Raw genomic sequence first — 17,142 nt, 5'->3', positions numbered from 1 at the left:
CATGACCGGCTGTTTTCACTGTGGCGAGCCGGTTCCCGCCGACAGTCACTATGCCCTCGAGATCAAGGGCATTGTCCGTCCCATGTGCTGCCCGGGTTGCCAGGCGGTGGCGGAAACCATCCTGGAATGCGGCCTGGCCAGCTATTACGATCACCGCACCGCACCGGGTGCCAAGGGGGATCTGGTACCCGAGGAGCTGGCCGCCCTCACCCACTACGATCTGGCCGAGGTGCAGCAGGAGTTTGTCACCGACAGCGGCAACGTGCGGGAGATCCAGCTGACGGTAGAGGGGCTCACCTGCGCCGCCTGTGCCTGGCTTATCGAACGCCACCTGATGACCCTCCCCGGACTGCGTTATATCAACGTCAACACCACCACCCACAGGGCCCGCATCAAGTGGGATCCGGACAAGCTCTCTTTAAGCGACATCCTCAAGGGATTCGCCAAGGTTGGCTATCGCGCCTACCCCTTCCAGACCCATCAGCAAGAGGCGCTTTACGCCAAAGAGGTGCGCCGCTACATGTTCCGGATGGCACTTGCCGGGCTCGGCTCCATGCAGGTGATGATGTGCGCCGTGGCCCTTTACATGGACTTCTTCATCAGCGTGGAGGAGGAGTTCATGGTCTACTTCAAGTGGATAAGCCTGCTGCTCTCCACCCCCATCATGATCTATTCGGCCCAGCCTTTTTACGTGAACGCCTGGCGCAGCCTGAAGCAGGGTCACCTCTCGATGGATGTGTCGGTATCCCTGGCCCTCATCGGCGCCTTTGTCGCCTCCATGTGGGCCACCGTCTTCAACACGGGTGAGGTCTACTACGACTCCATCACCATGTTCGTCTTCTTCCTGCTGCTGGGGCGTTTTCTCGAACTCAGGGCCAGACGCAAGGCGTCCGAGTCGAGCTCCAACCTGGCGCGACTGGTGCCCATCATGGCAACCCGCATCGACGAGGACGGTGAACATGAGGTCGCCGCCAAGACCCTGCAAATTGGAGACAGAGTGCGTGTGCTGGCGGGCGCCACCCTGCCGGCCGACGGCACCATAGTGCGGGGGGAAGCCAGCCTTAACGAATCCATGCTGACCGGCGAGCAGCTGCCGCTGCTCAAGGGGCATGGGGATCAGGTCTATGCCGGTACCATCAATACTGACGCCCCCCTCGAGATCCGGGTCAGCCATCGTATCGAGGAGTCGCGGATCGCCCAGATCATGCGCCTGCAGGATCACGCCCTCGACGACAAGCCCGCCATCGCCCAGATGGCCGATGTGCTGTCGCGCCACTTCATTCTGGTGCTGCTCATCATCGCGGCCCTGGTGTGGACCTTCTGGCATTTTCACCAGCCGGAGCAGGCATTCTGGATCACCCTGGCGGTGCTGGTCGCCACCTGCCCCTGTGCCCTGTCGCTGGCAACGCCAACCGCACTCACCTCGGCCACGGCTCACCTCACCCGCTCCGGCATACTGCTGCGTCGCGGTCACGTGCTGGATGTGCTGACCAAGGCCAACCGGGTGGTGATGGACAAGACGGGCACCCTGACTACGGGGGAAATTCGCCTCTGCCACACCCAGGTGCTGGGGGATCTCGACAGCGACACCTGTCTTGCCATCGCCCGCGCCCTGGAGGCACAGTCCGAACATCCCATCGCCCGCGCCTTCCGCCTGCCGGCAGATGGCATCGCCCTGCTGCCTCATGCGAGCGACATCACCCCCGTCATCGGCCACGGTGTCACCGGGATTGTCGATGGCATGCGCTATCGCATCGGCAGCGCTGGCTGGCTGGGACTGGGCGATGACCTCGTCAGCCCCCGCGGCCTCGCCATCTATCTGGCCGACGAGCGCCAGGTCCTGGCCCGCTTCGAGCTGGAAGATACCCTGCGCCCCGACGCCAAGGCTCTCATCGCCGCCTTCAAGGCGGCCGGTTTGCAGACCACCATCCTCACCGGCGACAGTTCGGCCCAGGCCGACGAGATAGCCCGTGAGCTTGGCGTGGACGAGCTGATCAAGGGGGTCACCCCCGATGGCAAGCTCGCCTACCTCAGGGGGCGGGAGGCTGACGGGGAGATCAGTATCATGGTGGGTGACGGCATCAACGATGCTCCCGTGCTGGCCGGGGCCCATGCCTCGTTCGCCATGGCGGGCGGCACGGATCTGGCCAAGAACAGCGCCGATGCCATCCTGCTGGCTGATGATCTGAATCGTCTGCTGGACGCCAGGGCGCTGGCCCTGCGTACCCGCAAGATCATCATCGAGAATTTCGCCTGGTCCATCGGCTACAACCTGCTGGTGTTGCCGCTGGCTGCCAGCGGCTGGTTGCCCCCCTATCTGGCGGCGGCCGGTATGTCCTTGAGCTCCCTCATCGTGGTCACCAACTCCATGCGGCTCAATCGCTGACGTGACCATTGACTCGATGGCCTGTCACCGACGCAGGCCACACTTTTGATCCGTGGCGACTGGCCGGCGACCCGAACAGGGTTACCATGGGGCTCAGTCGCCAAGGAGGCATTCGCCAAGGTAGAGACCATGAATATCATTTTTGTCCTGATCCCCATCGCCATCCTGTTTGTGATCATCGCCGGAGTCGTCTTCTTCTGGGCCATTCGCTCCGAGCAGTTTGAGGACCTCGACAGACAGGGCTCCAACATCCTGTTTGATGAAGACCAACCTGCCCAGAAACCAACCAAGCACAGCCCAGATGACGCACAATCTTGATCTTCTTGGGGCCCTGCTGGTGGGACTGGCGGGCTCGGCACACTGTATCGGCATGTGCGGCGGTGTCTCGGCGGCCCTTGCCATGGCGATCCCGGCTGACAAACAGCACTTCTGGGGACGCCTCGCTTATCTGCTCAACTACAACCTGGGCCGGATCCTCAGCTATGTGATCGCAGGGGCCCTGGTGGGGGGCTTGCTTGCCACCACCAGCGAGCTTGGGGCTGGCAAACACGCCATCGCCGGACTGCGGCTCATCGCGGCCCTCTTGATGATCGCCCTTGGCCTCTATCTGGCAGGCTGGTGGCAAGGGATATTGCTGCTCGAACGCATGGGCGCCAGACTCTGGCCCCACATCAAACCGCTGGCGGGCAAGTTTCTGCCCTTTACCTCCCCCCTGCAGGCGCTGCCCTTTGGCATGGTCTGGGGCTGGCTGCCCTGCGGGCTGGTCTACTCCATGCTGACCTGGAGTGCGGCGGCGGGCTCGACCAGCGGCGGCGCTCTCATCATGCTTGCGTTTGGGCTGGGCACCCTGCCCACTCTGTTTGCTCTGGGGGGGCTCGCGGATCGGTTGCGCTACTGGCTGACCTTGCGCAGTTTGCGCCTCGGAGGCGCCCTGTTGCTCATTTTTTATGGGGTTCACACCCTGTGGGTTGGCATTGCATCCTTTTGAAACCCTATCCAAAACGGATGAGTTGATGGTAAACTTGTTTGATATAAATCAATTATTCGTATGAGCCTATGATCCCGGAAAAGAAACCTGGCAGACGTATCCAGAGCGGTGGCTGTGCAATTCATTGCCAGGACTGCAGTATCAGTCAGCTCTGCATTCCCTTTACCCTGAACGACAACGAGCTGGATCAGCTCGACAGCATCATCGAGCGCAAGAAGCCGATCCAGAAGGGTGAAGAGCTGTTCAAGGCCGGCGACGAGTTCAAGTCTCTCTACGCCATCCGTTCCGGGACCATCAAGTCCTACACCATCACAGAGCAAGGGGATGAGCAGATCACCGCCTTCCATCTGGCTGGTGATCTGGTCGGCTTCGATGCCATCCACAAACAGGCTCACCCCTCCTTCGCCCAGGCGCTGGAAACCGCCATGGTGTGCGAGATCCCGTTCGAAGTGCTTGACGATCTCTCCGGCAAGATGCCCAAGCTGCGCCAGCAGATCATGCGACTGATGAGCAACGAAATCATGGGCGATCAGGAGATGATCCTGTTGCTCTCCAAGAAAAATGCCGAGGAGCGACTGGCAGCCTTCCTGCACAACCTGTCGGTACGCTTCTCCGAGCGCGGTTTTTCCGCCAAGGAGTTCCGTCTCTCCATGACCCGGGGCGACATCGGCAACTATCTGGGCCTCACCGTCGAGACCATCAGCCGTCTGCTTGGTCGCTTCCAGAAGTCCGGTCTTATCAGCGTCAAGGGCAAGTACATTACCGTGCTCGATCACGCAGCACTCGGCCAGATGGCTGGCGCCACCCGTCCTACCTGCGGCTGATCTCCCCGCCATTTCCCCTCTCCTCTGCCGGATCCTTTCCTCTGGAATTTGATCCGGCACACGACCGCCACCTGCCTCCTGCGCTAAGCTGTAAATGCTAAAGTCCTGCTGACATTGGTATTTTCCAAGGAGGAGAAGATGGTCAAATATCAGAACATTCTGGTGGTTATCAACCCCGAAGAAGAGCGGCAAATCGCTCTCGAACGGGCGGTCAAGATCGCCGAGCTGGACAACAATGCCCATCTGACCCTGCTGCTCACCATCTATGACTTCTCGTACGAGATGACCGCCATGTTGTCGGCGGAGGAGCGGGAAGAGATGCGCCACGGTGTCATTTCCCAGCGCCAAGAGTGGCTGGACGAGATCCTGACTCCCTACCGGGAAAAAGGGATCACCTGCGAAGTGAAAGTCGTCTGGCACAACCGCCCCTTCGAGTGCGTCATTCAGGAGGTGCTGGAGCAGCGCCACGATCTGGTGGTCAAGGCCACCCACCATCACAGTTTCCTGCAAACCTTCATCTTTACTCCCACCGACTGGCACCTGCTGCGCAAATGCCCCTGCCCGGTTCTGCTGGTGAAAGAAGGGCACTGGCAGCGTGGCGGCAACATCATCGCCGCCATCAACTGCTCGAGCGACGACCCCGATCAGAAGGTACTCAACGAGCGGATCACCCAGGAGGGCACAGACATCGCCGAACTGCTGGGGGCCAACCTCTATCTGGTCAATACTTACCCAGGCACGCCGGTCAACGTGGCCATCGAACTGCCGGAGTTTGATCCTAAAGCCTACAACGAGGCGATCCGCAAGCATCACGAAAACCTGCTGCTGAGCCACGCCGACAAATTCGGGATCGGCCACCTCTGGACCCGGGTCGCGGAAGGCCTGCCCGAAGAGGTGTTGCCGGACATGGCAGAAGAGCTCAATGCCAACCTGATGATCATGGGGTGCGTCGGCCGTACCGGCCTCTCGGCCGCCCTGCTTGGCAACACCGCCGAGCATGTGGTGGACAGGCTGCCGTGCGACATCCTGATCCTTAAACCGGCCGATTACAGCTGCCCGGTGGACAGCCGCCGCAATCAGGCATAAGGCACCTTGCCCTCCCCCGGGACATGGCTATAATAACGCGCTTATTTGTGTCCCGGGTTTTACGAGCATGCTAGAAGAGCTGAACGCCAAAGAAAAATACAGTTTCAACAAACTGCAAAAGCGCCTGCGGCGCAACGTGGGTCAGGCCATTGCCGACTTCAACATGATTGAAGAGGGTGACAAGGTGATGGTGTGTCTGTCCGGCGGCAAGGACAGCTTTGGTATGCTCGACATACTGATGAACCTGAAAGCCAGCGCCCCCATTCATTTCGATCTGGTCGCCGTCAACCTGGATCAGAAGCAGCCCGGTTTCCCCGAGCACGTCCTGCCGGAATACCTCGACACCCTCGGCATCGAGTACAAGATCGTCGAAGAGGACACCTACTCCATCGTCAAGGAGAAGGTACCCGAGGGCAAGACCACCTGCTCGCTCTGCTCGCGCCTGCGCCGCGGCATTCTCTACCGCACCGCCCAGGAGCTGGGCTGCACCAAGATTGCCCTGGGCCATCACCGTGACGACATCCTCGAGACCCTGTTCCTCAACATGTTCTACGGCGGCAAGCTCAAGTCCATGCCGCCCAAGCTGGTGAGCGACGATGGCAAGAACGTGGTGATCCGCCCGCTGGCCTATTGCAAGGAAAAAGACCTGATCCGCTATGCGGACGTCAAGGCCTTCCCCATCATCCCCTGCAACCTGTGCGGCTCCCAGGAGAACCTGCAGCGCCAGGCCATCAAGCAGATGATGCAGGATTGGGATCGCCGCTTCCCGGGTCGCATCGAGACCATGTTCACCGCCATTCAGGACGTGATCCCGAGCCACCTGCTCGATCACAAGCTGTTTGACTTCAAGAGCATCAACCGCGACTCCGGCATCATAGATGGCGGCGACAAGGCGTTTGATCCCCCCGAGATGCCGAAGGTGCCTCACCTCGACATCGACGAGATGGACATGCTGGATGTGATTGAGGTGCGCTAAACCCTCTGCTGCCAAAACAGCAATAATCAACAGCAATGAAAAAGGAGCGACCCGTCGCTCCTTTTTTCTATCCGTGTGGCTGGCTCTGCCCCGTTACTCCTTGCGCAACCAGGGGGTCAGTCGCAGCACCTCCCCCTGCAGACGCAAGGTGCCGCCCGCAAAATCGGCAAGCTGTGCCTTGTTCAACTGCAGCTGACCATCTTGCCAGGGCAGCGCCTCCTGACGGGCCCCATCGATGAGATAGGCGGTTCCGCTCGGTTCGACCAACGCGATGTGCACCCCCTCCATGGCCGGCAGGAAATACTTGCCCACCATGCCCGCCATCTTGTCGAGCAACTGCTGCATCTGCTGCTGGCGAGTGGCAATCTCCGCTACCGGAAACTGGCTGCCTGCCGGCGCATCGGCCATCACCTGTACCGCCATGTCACAGCTGGTATGGGGCTCTTGCAGCTCCACCACCACAGTGGCCTTGTCGAGATTGAGATCCCCGTCAAAAGGCAGGCGCAGTTCGCTGTCCACCGTTACCTCGGCGGCTACATCCCTGTCCGGCGTCGACACCCGGGCCGAGGTCAGAGTACAGCGCCGGCCATTTTGCGGATCGGTCAGATAAAATCCCAACCTGGCATGACCGAAATCCCCCTTGGCCACACTCTTCATCTGGCTGTAGAAGGTGCTGTATTGCAGATCCAGCGTAGGTGCCGCCACCGCCAGCCCCGGCAGCAAGAGGCTTGCCAGCAGGGCGCGGCGCAACGCCGAGGTCACTCCATTGCGACAGGTCATTCAATATCCTTATGCATCATGCGTTGAAATGATCGGGCCCTTCCCGTTCGGTCACTTCATTGACCTCTACTGCCACGCCGCACAGATCCCGATAGAGGATCCCCTTGCAGTTGAAGTAGAGAGGGGCCATCCAGATAAGTCCCAACCCCATGGGGAGCAGGGCGAGAAACAGCAGCGCCGCCATGACGCCATGAAACAGCACCAGGCTGGGCCAGCCTCGCACAAACAGCCGCAGGGAAACCACAATGGCCTGCACCGGCGTCAATCCGCGCTCCAGCACCAGGGGCACGGTGAAGATAAGGCCCATGCCGATGAGGGCAGAAGGTACAAAAGAGAACACCACCGGCAAGCCGACCAACTCGAACAGCGGGCCAAACAGGCTGGTGAGCACGCTGCCGAGCAGGCTCAGCATACCGAGACGCACGAAGTGACGAAAAAAGTCGAACACCTGGTTGGCCCTGGCACGTACCCCCACCGACTGCTGCAGCCCCAGCATATCGAGGGCGCTGGTCATGGGAGCCATGATGACGGTAATGAGCAGGCTCAGTACCATGGCCACGTTCATCTGCGTATCGTCACTGATATAGGGCACCAGCAACATGTTGCTGAGCAGGATCCAGATTGCCGTTACCCCGACGATAGCCAGCAGCAGGCCGAATCCGGTACGGCGGGTCTGTTGCCACCCCTCCTGGATCACCCCTTTCAGATCGAGGCGATAACCCTGGCTCAGGGACTGCTCCAGGGAGCCACCAATACGCATTTTGTTACTCAATTGACTATCCAACATCGAAAACGAACGAATCAGGTGGCACATTATAGCGGTTTGATCCGGTATTCGTAGCCGTTTTTCCTGTCCTGTTCGGGCTAAAAAGCCTTTAATTTCATGTGTCGGCTGCAATAGAATGCGACCCTTCTTTCAACACGATGGCCACTGGCTGGGGTGAGACTGGCGGATGATGAAAAACCAACAGGTAATTGTCGCGCTGAACAAGATCAGCAAACACTACGATGGCAAGGTGATTCTCAATGACCTTGACCTTGATATTTATGACGGGGAATTCCTCACGCTGCTGGGTCCCTCCGGCTGTGGCAAGACTACCTTGCTGCGCCTGCTGGCCGGGCTCGAATCGGTAGACGGTGGCACCATCCACTTGGCCGGGGACGAGATCACCCACATTCCCGCCGAACACAGACACATCAATACCGTGTTTCAGAGCTATGCGCTCTTTCCCCATATGACGGTGTTCGAAAACGTCGCCTTTGGCCTCGAGATGCAGAAGGTACCGGCAAGCGAAATCCGCCAGCGGGTCGAGGAGACCCTGGCCATGGTGCAGCTCTCCGATCTGGCCAACCGCCGTCCGGATCAGCTCTCTGGCGGTCAGCAGCAACGGGTTGCCATCGCCCGCGCCGTGGTCAACAAGCCACGCCTGCTGCTGCTCGATGAATCTCTCTCGGCCCTCGACTACAAGCTGCGCAAGCAGATGCAGACCGAACTGAAAGCACTGCAGCGCCGCCTCGGCATCACCTTCGTCTTCGTCACCCATGATCAGGAAGAGGCACTCACCATGTCCGACCGCATCCTGGTGATGGAGGGAGGCAACATCATCCAGCGCGGCACCCCGCGCGACATCTACGAATCTCCGGCCAACCTGTTCGTTGCCCGCTTCATCGGCGAGATCAACGTGATGGATGGCACCCTGATCAGCCAGAGCGAACCCGGCGTCTGGCGCGCCGAGGTGGAAGGGCGCGAGTGCCTGCTCCATACCGCTCTGCCCTTCAAGCCCGCCGACAAGGTACTGGTGCTACTACGTCCCGAAGATCTGCGCATTCTCGACAACGGGGACGATCAGGCTGGCGCACTGGCGGGCAAGATCTGCGAGCGCAACTACAAGGGCGCAACCCTGGACTCGGTGATCGAGCTCGAGAGCGGCAAGCAACTGCTGATCTCGGAGTTCTTCGACGAGGATGACCCGGATTTCGACTACCGGCTGGGCCAGGAGGTGGCCATCCACTGGGTCGACAGCTGGGAGGTAGTGCTGCCCTATGAACCTCACTAATTCACGCCGCGGCCGGGTTCCCCTGAGCTTTGCCCACAACGGTTTTCGCAACGGGGCCATCGCGCTGATCCTCGGCTGGCTGACCCTGTTCGTCTTCTTTCCGAACCTGATGATCCTCGGGGTCAGCTTCCTGACCCGGGACGAGTCGGCCCTCATCAGCCCTATCTTCACCTGGGGCAACTATGGCCGACTGCTGGAGCCCCTTTATTTTGAGGTGCTGCTCCACTCCCTGTGGCTGGCGCTGGTGGCCACCGCTATCTGTCTGCTGGTGGGTTACCCCTTTGCCTGGTTGCTGGCCCATCTGCCGAGCCGCATTCGCCCCCTGCTGCTGTTTCTGGTGGTGGTCCCCTTCTGGACCAACTCCCTCATCCGCACCTATGCCCTCAAGGTGCTGCTCAGCACCCGTGGCCTCATCAACGGCTGGTTGCTGGATCTGGGGCTCATTGAGCGGCCACTGCAGATGATGTACACCGAGGTGGCCGTCATCATCGGCCTGGTTTACGTGCTGCTCCCCTTCATGGTGCTGCCCCTCTATTCGAGCATCGAGAAGCTCGATGGCCGACTGCTTGAAGCCGCGCGGGATCTGGGAGCAAACGGCTGGCAGCGGCTGCACCGCATCGTGCTGCCGCTCACCCTGCCCGGTATCATCGCAGGCTGCCTGCTGGTATTTCTGCCCGCCATGGGGATGTTCTATGTCTCCGATCTCTTGGGCGGTGCCAAGCACCTGCTGATCGGCAACCTCATCAAGACCCAGTTCCTCAACAGCCGTGACTGGCCCTTCGGCGCTGCCATCAGCGTGATGCTGACGGTGCTGATGGCCCTGTTGGTCTACTGCTACTGGCGAGCGGGCAAACTCTTGAGCAAGAAGGGGGAACTGGCATGATGCGCGCACTGAAAGCGGGATTTTTGCTGCTGGTGTTCACCTACCTCTATGTCCCCATAGGGGTGCTGATCGCCAACTCCTTCAACCTCTCCAAGTACGGCATCGACTGGCGCGGCTTTACCTGGAGCTGGTACGAGAAGCTCTTCGCCAGCGCCAGCCTGATGCAGGCGGCCCAGCACTCCCTGACCATCGCCGCCCTTAGCGCCACGTCGGCCACCCTGATCGGCACCCTCACCGCAGTGGCGCTGTTTCGCTATCGCTTCCGGGGCAAGCAGTACGTCAGCGGCATGCTGTTCGTGGTGATGATGTCCCCGGACATCGTGATGGCCATCTCGCTGCTCACCCTGTTCGTGGCTACCGGCGTTGCCCTGGGTTTCTGGTCCCTGCTCATCGCTCACATCACCTTCTGCCTGCCCTTCGTGGTCATCACCGTCTACTCGCGGCTGTGCGGCTTCGATGTGCGGATGCTGGAGGCGGCCCGGGATCTGGGAGCTGGCGAGGGGATCATCTTTCGCCGGATCATATTGCCGCTGGCCCTGCCGGCGGTGATGGCGGGCTGGCTGCTCTCCTTCACCCTGTCCCTGGACGATGTGGTGGTGAGCTCCTTTGTCACCGGTCCGGCCTACGAGATCCTGCCCCTCAAGATCTACTCCATGGTCAAGGTGGGGGTCTCCCCCGAGGTCAACGCCTTGGCCACCCTGATGCTCATCGCCTCACTGGGGATGGTGCTGGTCGCCCAGTTGTTACTGCGCAAGCGGCAGGCGTAGCCTGCCCGTTTGCTCGGCTTGTTTGCTGCGCCCCGGCGCAGCCCCTTTTCGCCACATGACGGCGTCACGCAGCAACACCGCTGGCGCAGGCGAACTCTGTCACGGTGGGCCGCAAGGCCCCATTACCTCAAGGAGTTTCTGATGACAATCAAGTACAAGGCGGGCGCCATGATGGCCGCCGCCCTCACCCTCTCCGCCCCGCTGCTGAGCACGCCGGTACAGGCCAGCGAAGACAAGGTGGTCTATTTCTACAACTGGTCGGAATACGTACCGGACGGTCTGCTGGAGCAGTTCCAGCAAGAGACCGGCATCAAGGTGATCTACTCCACCTATGAATCCAACGAAACCCTCTACGCCAAGCTGAAGACCCATGGTGACGGCTACGATGTGGTGGTGCCGAGCACCTACTTCATCTCCAAGATGGCCAAGGAGGGGATGCTGCAACCCCTCGACCGTGCCCAGCTGCCCAACTTCAAGCACCTGGACCCCACCCTGCTCAACCACGAGTACGATCCGGATAACCGCTACTCAGTCCCCTATATCTGGGGCGCCACCGGCATCGGCGTCAACAGCGAGATGATTAGCGAACCCGTCACCCGCTGGAAGCAGCTGTGGGCACCGGAGTGGAAAGAAAGCCTGCTCTTGATGGATGACGCTCGCGAGGTGTTCCATATCGCCCTGGTTCAGCTGGGTTACAGCCCCAACACCCAGGACAAGGCCCAGATCACCGAGGCGTTCGAGTACCTGAAAAAGCTGATGCCCAACGTCAAGGCGTTCAACTCCGACAACCCGGCCGACCCCTTCATCGCCGGTGAAGTGAACATCGGCATGCTGTGGAACGGCTCCGCCTACGGCGCTCAGCGCGAATACCCGGCCATCAAGATGACCTATCCGGAGGAAGGGGCCGTGCTGTGGATGGACAACCTGGCCATTCCCGCCAAGGCCAAACACGTGAAAGAGGCCCATGCCCTCATCAACTTCCTGATGCGCCCGGACGTGGCGGCCAAGGTGGCCGAAACCATCGGCTACCCGACCCCGGTCAAGGATGCCATCCCCCTGCTCTCTCCCGAGTTTCGTAACAATGCCATGGTCTTCCCAAGCGACGAGACCAAGCAAAAAGGGGTGTTCCAGTCCGATGTGGGGGACGCCTCCCAGCTCTACGAGCAGTATTTCCTGCAGCTCAAGGCCATGGTGGCCAACGCCAATTAAGTCCATTGCCCCCGGCCACGCCGGGGGTTTTTATGTTGTTGTCCCGCCAAATCTGCCATGCCGTGCGCCACAGGCAAGCAATGCCAGCGTTAACACCACATTCATAAACTACTTCGTATATCGGTAATCCACAGCGTCATTCACTGAAAATTGGCAACCTTGCCAAGTGGTATGCCGCTGCCATTGTCGTGAATTCCATTTTCACCATCTGCGATCAGGATGCCTGTATGCCCTTTGTGATGGAAACAAGAGTGGTCCCCTTCATTGCCCTGCTGGCGGTCGTGTTTGCATGCCTGTTCAACTGGCCTATCTGGCTTCATCTCTATGACATTCTCTCCCAGCTGGAGCGCGTCAAGACGGGCTTTGTCATCTCGCTCCCCATCCTGCTGGTCGCAGCACTCAACTTCGTGTTTGTGCCATTCTCCATCCGCTATCTGCTCAAGCCCTTCTTCGCGCTCCTCTTCGTCATCAGCGCTATTGCCAGTTACACCATGCTCAAATACGGCGTCCAGTTTGATCAGACCATGATCCAGAACGTCTTCGAGACCAACCAGAGCGAAGCCCTGGCCTATGTCAGTGCGCCCATCGTCGCCTGGGTGACGGTTACGGGCATCCTCCCCGCGATCGGCCTGTTTTTCATCAAGATCAACTATGCCAACCGCTGGTACAAAGGCCTCCTTGCTCGTGCCCTCTCCATGCTGGTCTCCCTGGCCATAGTGACAGCTATTGCCGCACTCTATTATCAGGATTACGTCTCGGTGGGTCGCAACAATTCGAGCCTCAAGCGTGAAATCGTGCCGGCCAACGTCGTCAACAGCACCACCAAATTTATCTACAAGCGCTTTCTGGTCGAGCCCATCCCCTTCACGACCCTGGGAGATGATGCCAAACGGACGGCCAGCTCGGCCAAACCTACCCTGATGTTTCTGGTATTGGGGGAAGCCGCCCGCAGCAAAAACTACTCGATGAATGGCTATGCAAGGGAGACCAATCCCTTTACCAGCAAGGCAGGTGGCGTCATCTCTTTCAGGCAGATGCGCTCTTGTGGCACAGCCACTGCCGTGTCGGTCCCCTGCATGTTCTCCAACATGGGGCGCGAGGAGTTTGACGGCAATCTGGCCCGAAACAGCGAGGGACTGCTGGACGTATTGCAAAAGGCAGGCATCTCCATCTACTGGAAGGACAACAACAGCAACTGCAAAGGGGTCTGTGATCGGGTCCCGAATATCCAGATCCAGCCCACGACCAATCCCACTCTGTGCAAGGGCGACACCTGTTACGACGAGGTACTGTTGCAGGGGCTGGATGATGAGGTGGCCAACATGAAGGGGGACAAGATGCTCGCCTTTCACCTGCTTGGCAGTCATGGCCCCACCTACTACAAGCGCTACCCCAGTGAGCAACGCAAGTTTGTGCCGGACTGTCCGCGCAGCGACATCGAGAACTGCACGACCGAGCAGCTGGTCAATACCTATGACAACACCATCCGCTATGCCGACCTGGTGGTTGCCCGGCTGATCGCCAGACTCAAGCTGTATGAAGAGAAGTACAACACGGCGCTGATCTACCTCTCGGATCACGGCCAATCCCTCGGTGAAATGGGGCTCTATCTGCACTCGGCCCCGTACCGGATCGCCCCCGATGAACAGACTCGCATACCGATGCAGATCTGGATGTCGCCAGGCTTTATCAAGGAGAAGAAGCTGAACATCCGCTGCCTGCAGAAAAATGCCAACGCCACCCCCTACTCCCATGACAATCTGTTCTCGTCCATGCTGGGGATCTGGGACGTCAAGACGACCGTCTATGACAAGCGTCTCGATATTTTCAGTCCTTGCCGAACGACGCAGGCGCCCTGATCCTCCCTGCATCTGCAGTGCCGCCCTTTCCATCGCTTCGTTCATTTGCAAGAAAGTGAGCGGGAAACCTTGGCGACACAACACGGGGTCTGACTCGCCTGGCTTGCAAGGCAATTGGGCACTGTCAGTTTCATAACCATCAGGGCGGGTTAACCTGCACGCCAGTTATCCAGCCCTTCGCCAACGGAGCAGCATCCATCAGGAAGCTTGGCCTCTGCTGGCACCCTTGCCGCCTTTTCTGTTGGCACCTTTGAGATCGTTTTCACATTTTTGCCCCATCGGGATGGCTCTTGGCACCCGAAAGGCCTATCTTTGCGCCATCGCGCAACCGGTTGCGTAACCGATTGCTTCAGACAAAAACAGATGGACAGGCCAAGACCTGACGAGGTGCTGTATGAAACGAGGCGTACTGCTCAATGCCCCCCTGAGTGCCCTGGTGGCACAGATGGGGCACACCGACGAGATCACCGTGTGCGATGCGGGCCTGCCCATCCCGGCAGGCCCCGAGCGCATCGATCTGGCGCTGATGGCGGGCACCCCCAGCCTCGAGACTGTGCTGGGCGCCCTGCTCACCGATCTGGTGGTGGAGAAGGTGATCATGGCGAGCGAGATCAAGCAGGTTAGCCCCGATGCTCACCAGGCCCTGCTTGAGCAGATCGAGGCCCACGCCATCAGCCAGGGCAAGCCCATCACCATCGAATACTGCCTGCACGAAGCGTTCAAGGCCCGCACTCGCCAGAGCAAGGCCATCGTGCGCAGCGGCGAGGTGACCCCCTACGCCAACCTGATCCTCTGCGCCGGTGTGGCGTTTTAAGCCCTTTCAAGGAATCAGCCATGAGTACAACCCCCTCGCCCATTCTGTCGCTCACCGGGATCGTCAAGACCTTCCCCGGCGTGCGGGCGCTCGATGAGGCAGGCCTCAAGGTCTACCCGGGTCAGGTAATGGCCCTGCTCGGCGAAAACGGCGCCGGCAAGTCCACCCTGATGAAGGTGCTGACCGGCATCTATCAGGCCGACAGTGGCAGCATCAGTTATCGCGGCCAGCCGGTTCACTTCAAAGGGCCCCGCGACTCCCAGGATCAGGGGATCAGCATCATCCACCAGGAGCTGAACCTGCTGCCGGAGCTCTCCATTGCCGCCAACATCTTCCTTGGCCGCGAACCGCGCGCCCGCTTTGGCAATATCGACCACAAGCAGCTGCGCGAACGTGCCGCCAGCCTGCTTGCTCGTCTCGGGGTCAAGCACGGCCCGGATACCCGACTCGGGGATCTCTCCATCGGTGAACAGCAGATGGTGGAGATCGCCAAGGCGCTGTCGTTTGATGCCAGCGTCATCATCATGGACGAACCCACCGATGCCCTGACCGACACCGAAACCGAGCAGTTGTTCAAGGTGATCCGCGAGCTGCGTGAGCAGGGCTGCGGCATCGTCTATATCTCCCACCGCTTGAAGGAGATCTTCGAAATTTGCGACCGAGTCACAGTGCTGCGCGATGGCAAATGGATCGGCGAGAAGGCAGTAAGCGAGCTCGATGAAGACAAGATCATCGAGATGATGGTGGGCCGCCGACTGGAGGAGCAGTACCCGCGTCTGGTGCGCGAGCTCGGCCCGGTCAGCCTGCAGGTGAAGGATCTTGCCGGCCCCGGCGTGCGCGGGGTGAGTTTCTCCCTGCGCCAGGGGGAGATCCTTGGCTTTAGCGGCCTGATGGGTTCCGGCCGCACCGAGCTGATGAAGCTCATCTATGGCGCCAGCTCCATCCACAATGGCGAGATCCGCATCGATGGCAACCCGCTACGCCCCAAGAGCCCTGCCGATGGCCTCAAGGCCGGCATCGCCTACATCTCCGAGGATCGCAAGGGCGACGGTCTGGTGCTGGAACTGTCGGTACGCGAGAACATGAGCCTGTGCGCCCTCGACGAGTTCAACAAGGGTGGCCGCATCGACGGCCAGGCCGAGCGTCAGGCGGTGAGCGACTATGTGCGCCTGTTCAACATCAAGACCCCCAGCAGTGAACAGCTCATCAAGCTGCTCTCCGGCGGCAACCAGCAGAAGGTGGCCATCGCCAAAGGGCTGCTGACCCGGCCCAAGGTGCTGATCCTGGACGAGCCGACCCGCGGCGTCGATGTGGGGGCCAAGAAAGAGATTTATCAGCTTATCAACCAGTTCAAGAAGGAGGGGATGAGCATCATTCTGGTCTCTTCCGAGATGCCGGAAGTGCTCGGCATGAGCGATCGCATCATGGTGATGCACGAAGGGCGCATCAGCGCAGAGTTCAACACCGAGGGCGCCAATCAGGAGAAATTGATGGCGGCGGCAGTCGGTAAACAGTGGCAAGCAGAGCAAGAGGCAGCACAATAATGACAACTCAAACCCTTCCCCGCCGCGGCGTCATGAGCAAGGCATGGTGGATCGAGAACAAATCCCTGGTCGCCCTGCTGGTGCTGATCGGCGTGGTCTCCTTCCTGAGCCCCAACTTCTTCACCGCCGACAACTTGCTCAACATACTGCGCCAGACCTCGGTCAACGCCATCATCGCGGTCGGCATGACGCTGGTTATCCTGACCGGGGGTATTGATCTGTCGGTCGGCTCGGTGCTGGCCCTGTGCGGCGCCTTGGCGGCCAGCATGGTGGCCATGGATCTGCCAATCTGGATGGTGATCCCCTTCACCCTGATCGCCGGCACCCTGCTCGGCGGGATCAGCGGTCTCATCATCGCCAAGGGCAAGGTGCAGGCCTTCATCGCCACCCTGGTCACCATGACAGCCCTGCGCGGCGTGACCATGGTCTACACCGAGGGTCGCCCCATCTCCACCGGCTTTAGCGACGGCGCTGATCACTTCGCCTGGCTCGGTACCGGCTACCTGTTCGGCCTGCCGGTGCCCATCTGGTTGATGGCCATCGTCTTTCTGCTGGCCTGGTTCATGCTCAACCACACACGCCTGGGTCGCTACATCTATGCTCTGGGCGGCAACGAGTCCGCCACCCGCCTCTCCGGCATCAATGTGGATCGGGTGAAGCTCGCGGTATATGGTCTGTGCGGCGCCCTGGCAGCCCTGGCCGGCCTTATCGTCACCTCCCGTCTCTCTTCAGCCCAACCGACCGCCGGCATGGGTTACGAGCTGGATGCCATCGCCGCCGTGGTGCTGGGTGGTACCAGCCTGATGGGGGGCAAGGGGCGCATCATGGGAACGCTGATCGGTGCCCTCATCATCGGTTTCCTCAACAACGCTCTCAACTTGCTCGATGTCAGCTCCTATTACCAGATGATCGCCAAGGCCAGCGTGATCTTGCTTGCCGTGATGATCGATAACAAAAGCAACCGTTGAT

General features: G+C 60.1%; 16 protein-coding genes. 14 read left to right on the top strand and 2 right to left on the bottom strand.

Going from position 1 to position 17,142, the window contains the following annotated elements:
* Nucleotide 1 precedes the first annotated feature (1 nt).
* The 6 genes from ACB034_RS03030 to ttcA all read left to right on the top strand — a co-directional run bounded on the left by ACB034_RS03030 (nt 2) and on the right by ttcA (nt 6,260).
* The gene (locus ACB034_RS03030; protein ID WP_371172038.1) at nt 2–2,386 is read left to right on the top strand and encodes a heavy metal translocating P-type ATPase; all 2,385 of its coding nucleotides are present in this window, start codon (nt 2–4) and stop codon (nt 2,384–2,386) included.
* Nucleotides 2,387–2,515: 129 nt separating this feature from the next.
* A complete protein-coding gene (gene ccoS / locus ACB034_RS03025) occupies nt 2,516–2,704 on the top strand; it encodes a cbb3-type cytochrome oxidase assembly protein CcoS (protein ID WP_026457736.1) in 189 nt (62 codons plus the stop codon).
* Nucleotides 2,688–3,374 carry a sulfite exporter TauE/SafE family protein gene (locus tag ACB034_RS03020; protein WP_342016467.1) on the top strand — a complete coding sequence of 229 codons (687 nt, stop codon included), beginning with the start codon at nt 2,688–2,690 and terminating at the stop codon, nt 3,372–3,374. Before ccoS ends, ACB034_RS03020 begins: the two co-directional genes overlap by 17 nt.
* Nucleotides 3,375–3,442: 68 nt before the next feature.
* Nucleotides 3,443–4,198 carry an FNR family transcription factor gene (locus ACB034_RS03015; protein WP_026458105.1) on the top strand — a complete coding sequence of 252 codons (756 nt, stop codon included), beginning with the start codon at nt 3,443–3,445 and terminating at the stop codon, nt 4,196–4,198.
* Between the two features lie 138 nt (nt 4,199–4,336).
* Nucleotides 4,337–5,284, top strand: coding sequence for a universal stress protein UspE (gene uspE / locus ACB034_RS03010; RefSeq protein WP_026458104.1), 948 nt, complete (start codon nt 4,337–4,339; stop codon nt 5,282–5,284).
* 67 nt (nt 5,285–5,351) lie between these two features.
* Entirely contained in the window at nt 5,352–6,260 is a 909-nt protein-coding gene (ttcA, locus tag ACB034_RS03005) for a tRNA 2-thiocytidine(32) synthetase TtcA (RefSeq protein WP_042026184.1), read from the top strand.
* 93 nt (nt 6,261–6,353) lie between these two features.
* Here the strand turns inward: ttcA and ACB034_RS03000 are convergent, their stop codons facing one another.
* Nucleotides 6,354–7,040, bottom strand: coding sequence for a DUF2987 domain-containing protein (locus ACB034_RS03000; RefSeq protein ID WP_061477536.1), 687 nt, complete (start codon nt 7,038–7,040; stop codon nt 6,354–6,356).
* 16 nt (nt 7,041–7,056) lie between these two features.
* Nucleotides 7,057–7,800, bottom strand: a complete 744-nt coding sequence (locus ACB034_RS02995; protein WP_371172037.1) for a hypothetical protein — start codon at nt 7,798–7,800, stop codon at nt 7,057–7,059.
* A 193-nt stretch (nt 7,801–7,993) separates the two neighbouring features.
* Here ACB034_RS02995 and potA point away from each other — a divergent pair, with 193 nt between their 5' ends.
* From potA to rbsC, 8 genes are all read left to right on the top strand, one after another.
* The gene (gene potA, locus ACB034_RS02990; protein ID WP_061477535.1) at nt 7,994–9,097 is read left to right on the top strand and encodes a spermidine/putrescine ABC transporter ATP-binding protein PotA; all 1,104 of its coding nucleotides are present in this window, start codon (nt 7,994–7,996) and stop codon (nt 9,095–9,097) included.
* Nucleotides 9,084–9,980 carry a spermidine/putrescine ABC transporter permease PotB gene (potB, locus tag ACB034_RS02985; protein WP_216992356.1) on the top strand — a complete coding sequence of 299 codons (897 nt, stop codon included), beginning with the start codon at nt 9,084–9,086 and terminating at the stop codon, nt 9,978–9,980. Before potA ends, potB begins: the two co-directional genes overlap by 14 nt.
* A complete protein-coding gene (potC, locus tag ACB034_RS02980) occupies nt 9,977–10,747 on the top strand; it encodes a spermidine/putrescine ABC transporter permease PotC (RefSeq protein WP_061477533.1) in 771 nt (256 codons plus the stop codon). Before potB ends, potC begins: the two co-directional genes overlap by 4 nt.
* A gap of 141 nt (nt 10,748–10,888) precedes the next feature.
* Nucleotides 10,889–11,956, top strand: coding sequence for an extracellular solute-binding protein (locus tag ACB034_RS02975; RefSeq protein ID WP_225632438.1), 1,068 nt, complete (start codon nt 10,889–10,891; stop codon nt 11,954–11,956).
* A gap of 227 nt (nt 11,957–12,183) precedes the next feature.
* Complete coding sequence (locus ACB034_RS02970; protein ID WP_371172036.1) at nt 12,184–13,815, top strand: phosphoethanolamine transferase; 1,632 nt, start codon at nt 12,184–12,186, stop codon at nt 13,813–13,815.
* Nucleotides 13,816–14,209: 394 nt separating this feature from the next.
* Entirely contained in the window at nt 14,210–14,629 is a 420-nt protein-coding gene (gene rbsD, locus ACB034_RS02965; protein ID WP_201977714.1) for a D-ribose pyranase, read from the top strand.
* A 20-nt stretch (nt 14,630–14,649) separates the two neighbouring features.
* Nucleotides 14,650–16,173, top strand: coding sequence for a ribose ABC transporter ATP-binding protein RbsA (gene rbsA / locus ACB034_RS02960; protein ID WP_371172035.1), 1,524 nt, complete (start codon nt 14,650–14,652; stop codon nt 16,171–16,173).
* Nucleotides 16,173–17,141 (top strand): ribose ABC transporter permease, encoded by a 969-nt coding sequence (gene rbsC / locus ACB034_RS02955; RefSeq protein ID WP_042026171.1) that lies wholly within the window; start codon nt 16,173–16,175, stop codon nt 17,139–17,141. Before rbsA ends, rbsC begins: the two co-directional genes overlap by 1 nt.
* Nucleotide 17,142: the final 1 nt, after the last annotated feature.

Source organism: Aeromonas sp. S18(2024), assembly GCF_041402525.1.
GTDB lineage: Bacteria > Pseudomonadota > Gammaproteobacteria > Enterobacterales > Aeromonadaceae > Aeromonas > Aeromonas enteropelogenes.
Note: the sequence above shows the minus strand (reverse complement) of the source record. Positions and strands in the feature narration are given on the sequence as shown.

Excerpts from the sequence above, each read along its gene's own strand:
- ACB034_RS03030 (WP_371172038.1), top strand. The coding sequence starts at position 2 with ATGACCGGCTGTTTTCACTGTGGCGAGCCGGTTCCCGCCGACAGTCAC.
- ccoS (WP_026457736.1), top strand. The coding sequence starts at position 2,516 with ATGAATATCATTTTTGTCCTGATCCCCATCGCCATCCTGTTTGTGATC.
- ACB034_RS03020 (WP_342016467.1), top strand. The coding sequence starts at position 2,688 with ATGACGCACAATCTTGATCTTCTTGGGGCCCTGCTGGTGGGACTGGCG.
- ACB034_RS03015 (WP_026458105.1), top strand. The coding sequence starts at position 3,443 with ATGATCCCGGAAAAGAAACCTGGCAGACGTATCCAGAGCGGTGGCTGT.
- uspE (WP_026458104.1), top strand. The coding sequence starts at position 4,337 with ATGGTCAAATATCAGAACATTCTGGTGGTTATCAACCCCGAAGAAGAG.
- ttcA (WP_042026184.1), top strand. The coding sequence starts at position 5,352 with ATGCTAGAAGAGCTGAACGCCAAAGAAAAATACAGTTTCAACAAACTG.
- ACB034_RS03000 (WP_061477536.1), bottom strand. The coding sequence starts at position 7,040 with ATGACCTGTCGCAATGGAGTGACCTCGGCGTTGCGCCGCGCCCTGCTG.
- ACB034_RS02995 (WP_371172037.1), bottom strand. The coding sequence starts at position 7,800 with ATGCGTATTGGTGGCTCCCTGGAGCAGTCCCTGAGCCAGGGTTATCGC.
- potA (WP_061477535.1), top strand. The coding sequence starts at position 7,994 with ATGATGAAAAACCAACAGGTAATTGTCGCGCTGAACAAGATCAGCAAA.
- potB (WP_216992356.1), top strand. The coding sequence starts at position 9,084 with ATGAACCTCACTAATTCACGCCGCGGCCGGGTTCCCCTGAGCTTTGCC.
- potC (WP_061477533.1), top strand. The coding sequence starts at position 9,977 with ATGATGCGCGCACTGAAAGCGGGATTTTTGCTGCTGGTGTTCACCTAC.
- ACB034_RS02975 (WP_225632438.1), top strand. The coding sequence starts at position 10,889 with ATGACAATCAAGTACAAGGCGGGCGCCATGATGGCCGCCGCCCTCACC.
- ACB034_RS02970 (WP_371172036.1), top strand. The coding sequence starts at position 12,184 with ATGCCCTTTGTGATGGAAACAAGAGTGGTCCCCTTCATTGCCCTGCTG.
- rbsD (WP_201977714.1), top strand. The coding sequence starts at position 14,210 with ATGAAACGAGGCGTACTGCTCAATGCCCCCCTGAGTGCCCTGGTGGCA.
- rbsA (WP_371172035.1), top strand. The coding sequence starts at position 14,650 with ATGAGTACAACCCCCTCGCCCATTCTGTCGCTCACCGGGATCGTCAAG.
- rbsC (WP_042026171.1), top strand. The coding sequence starts at position 16,173 with ATGACAACTCAAACCCTTCCCCGCCGCGGCGTCATGAGCAAGGCATGG.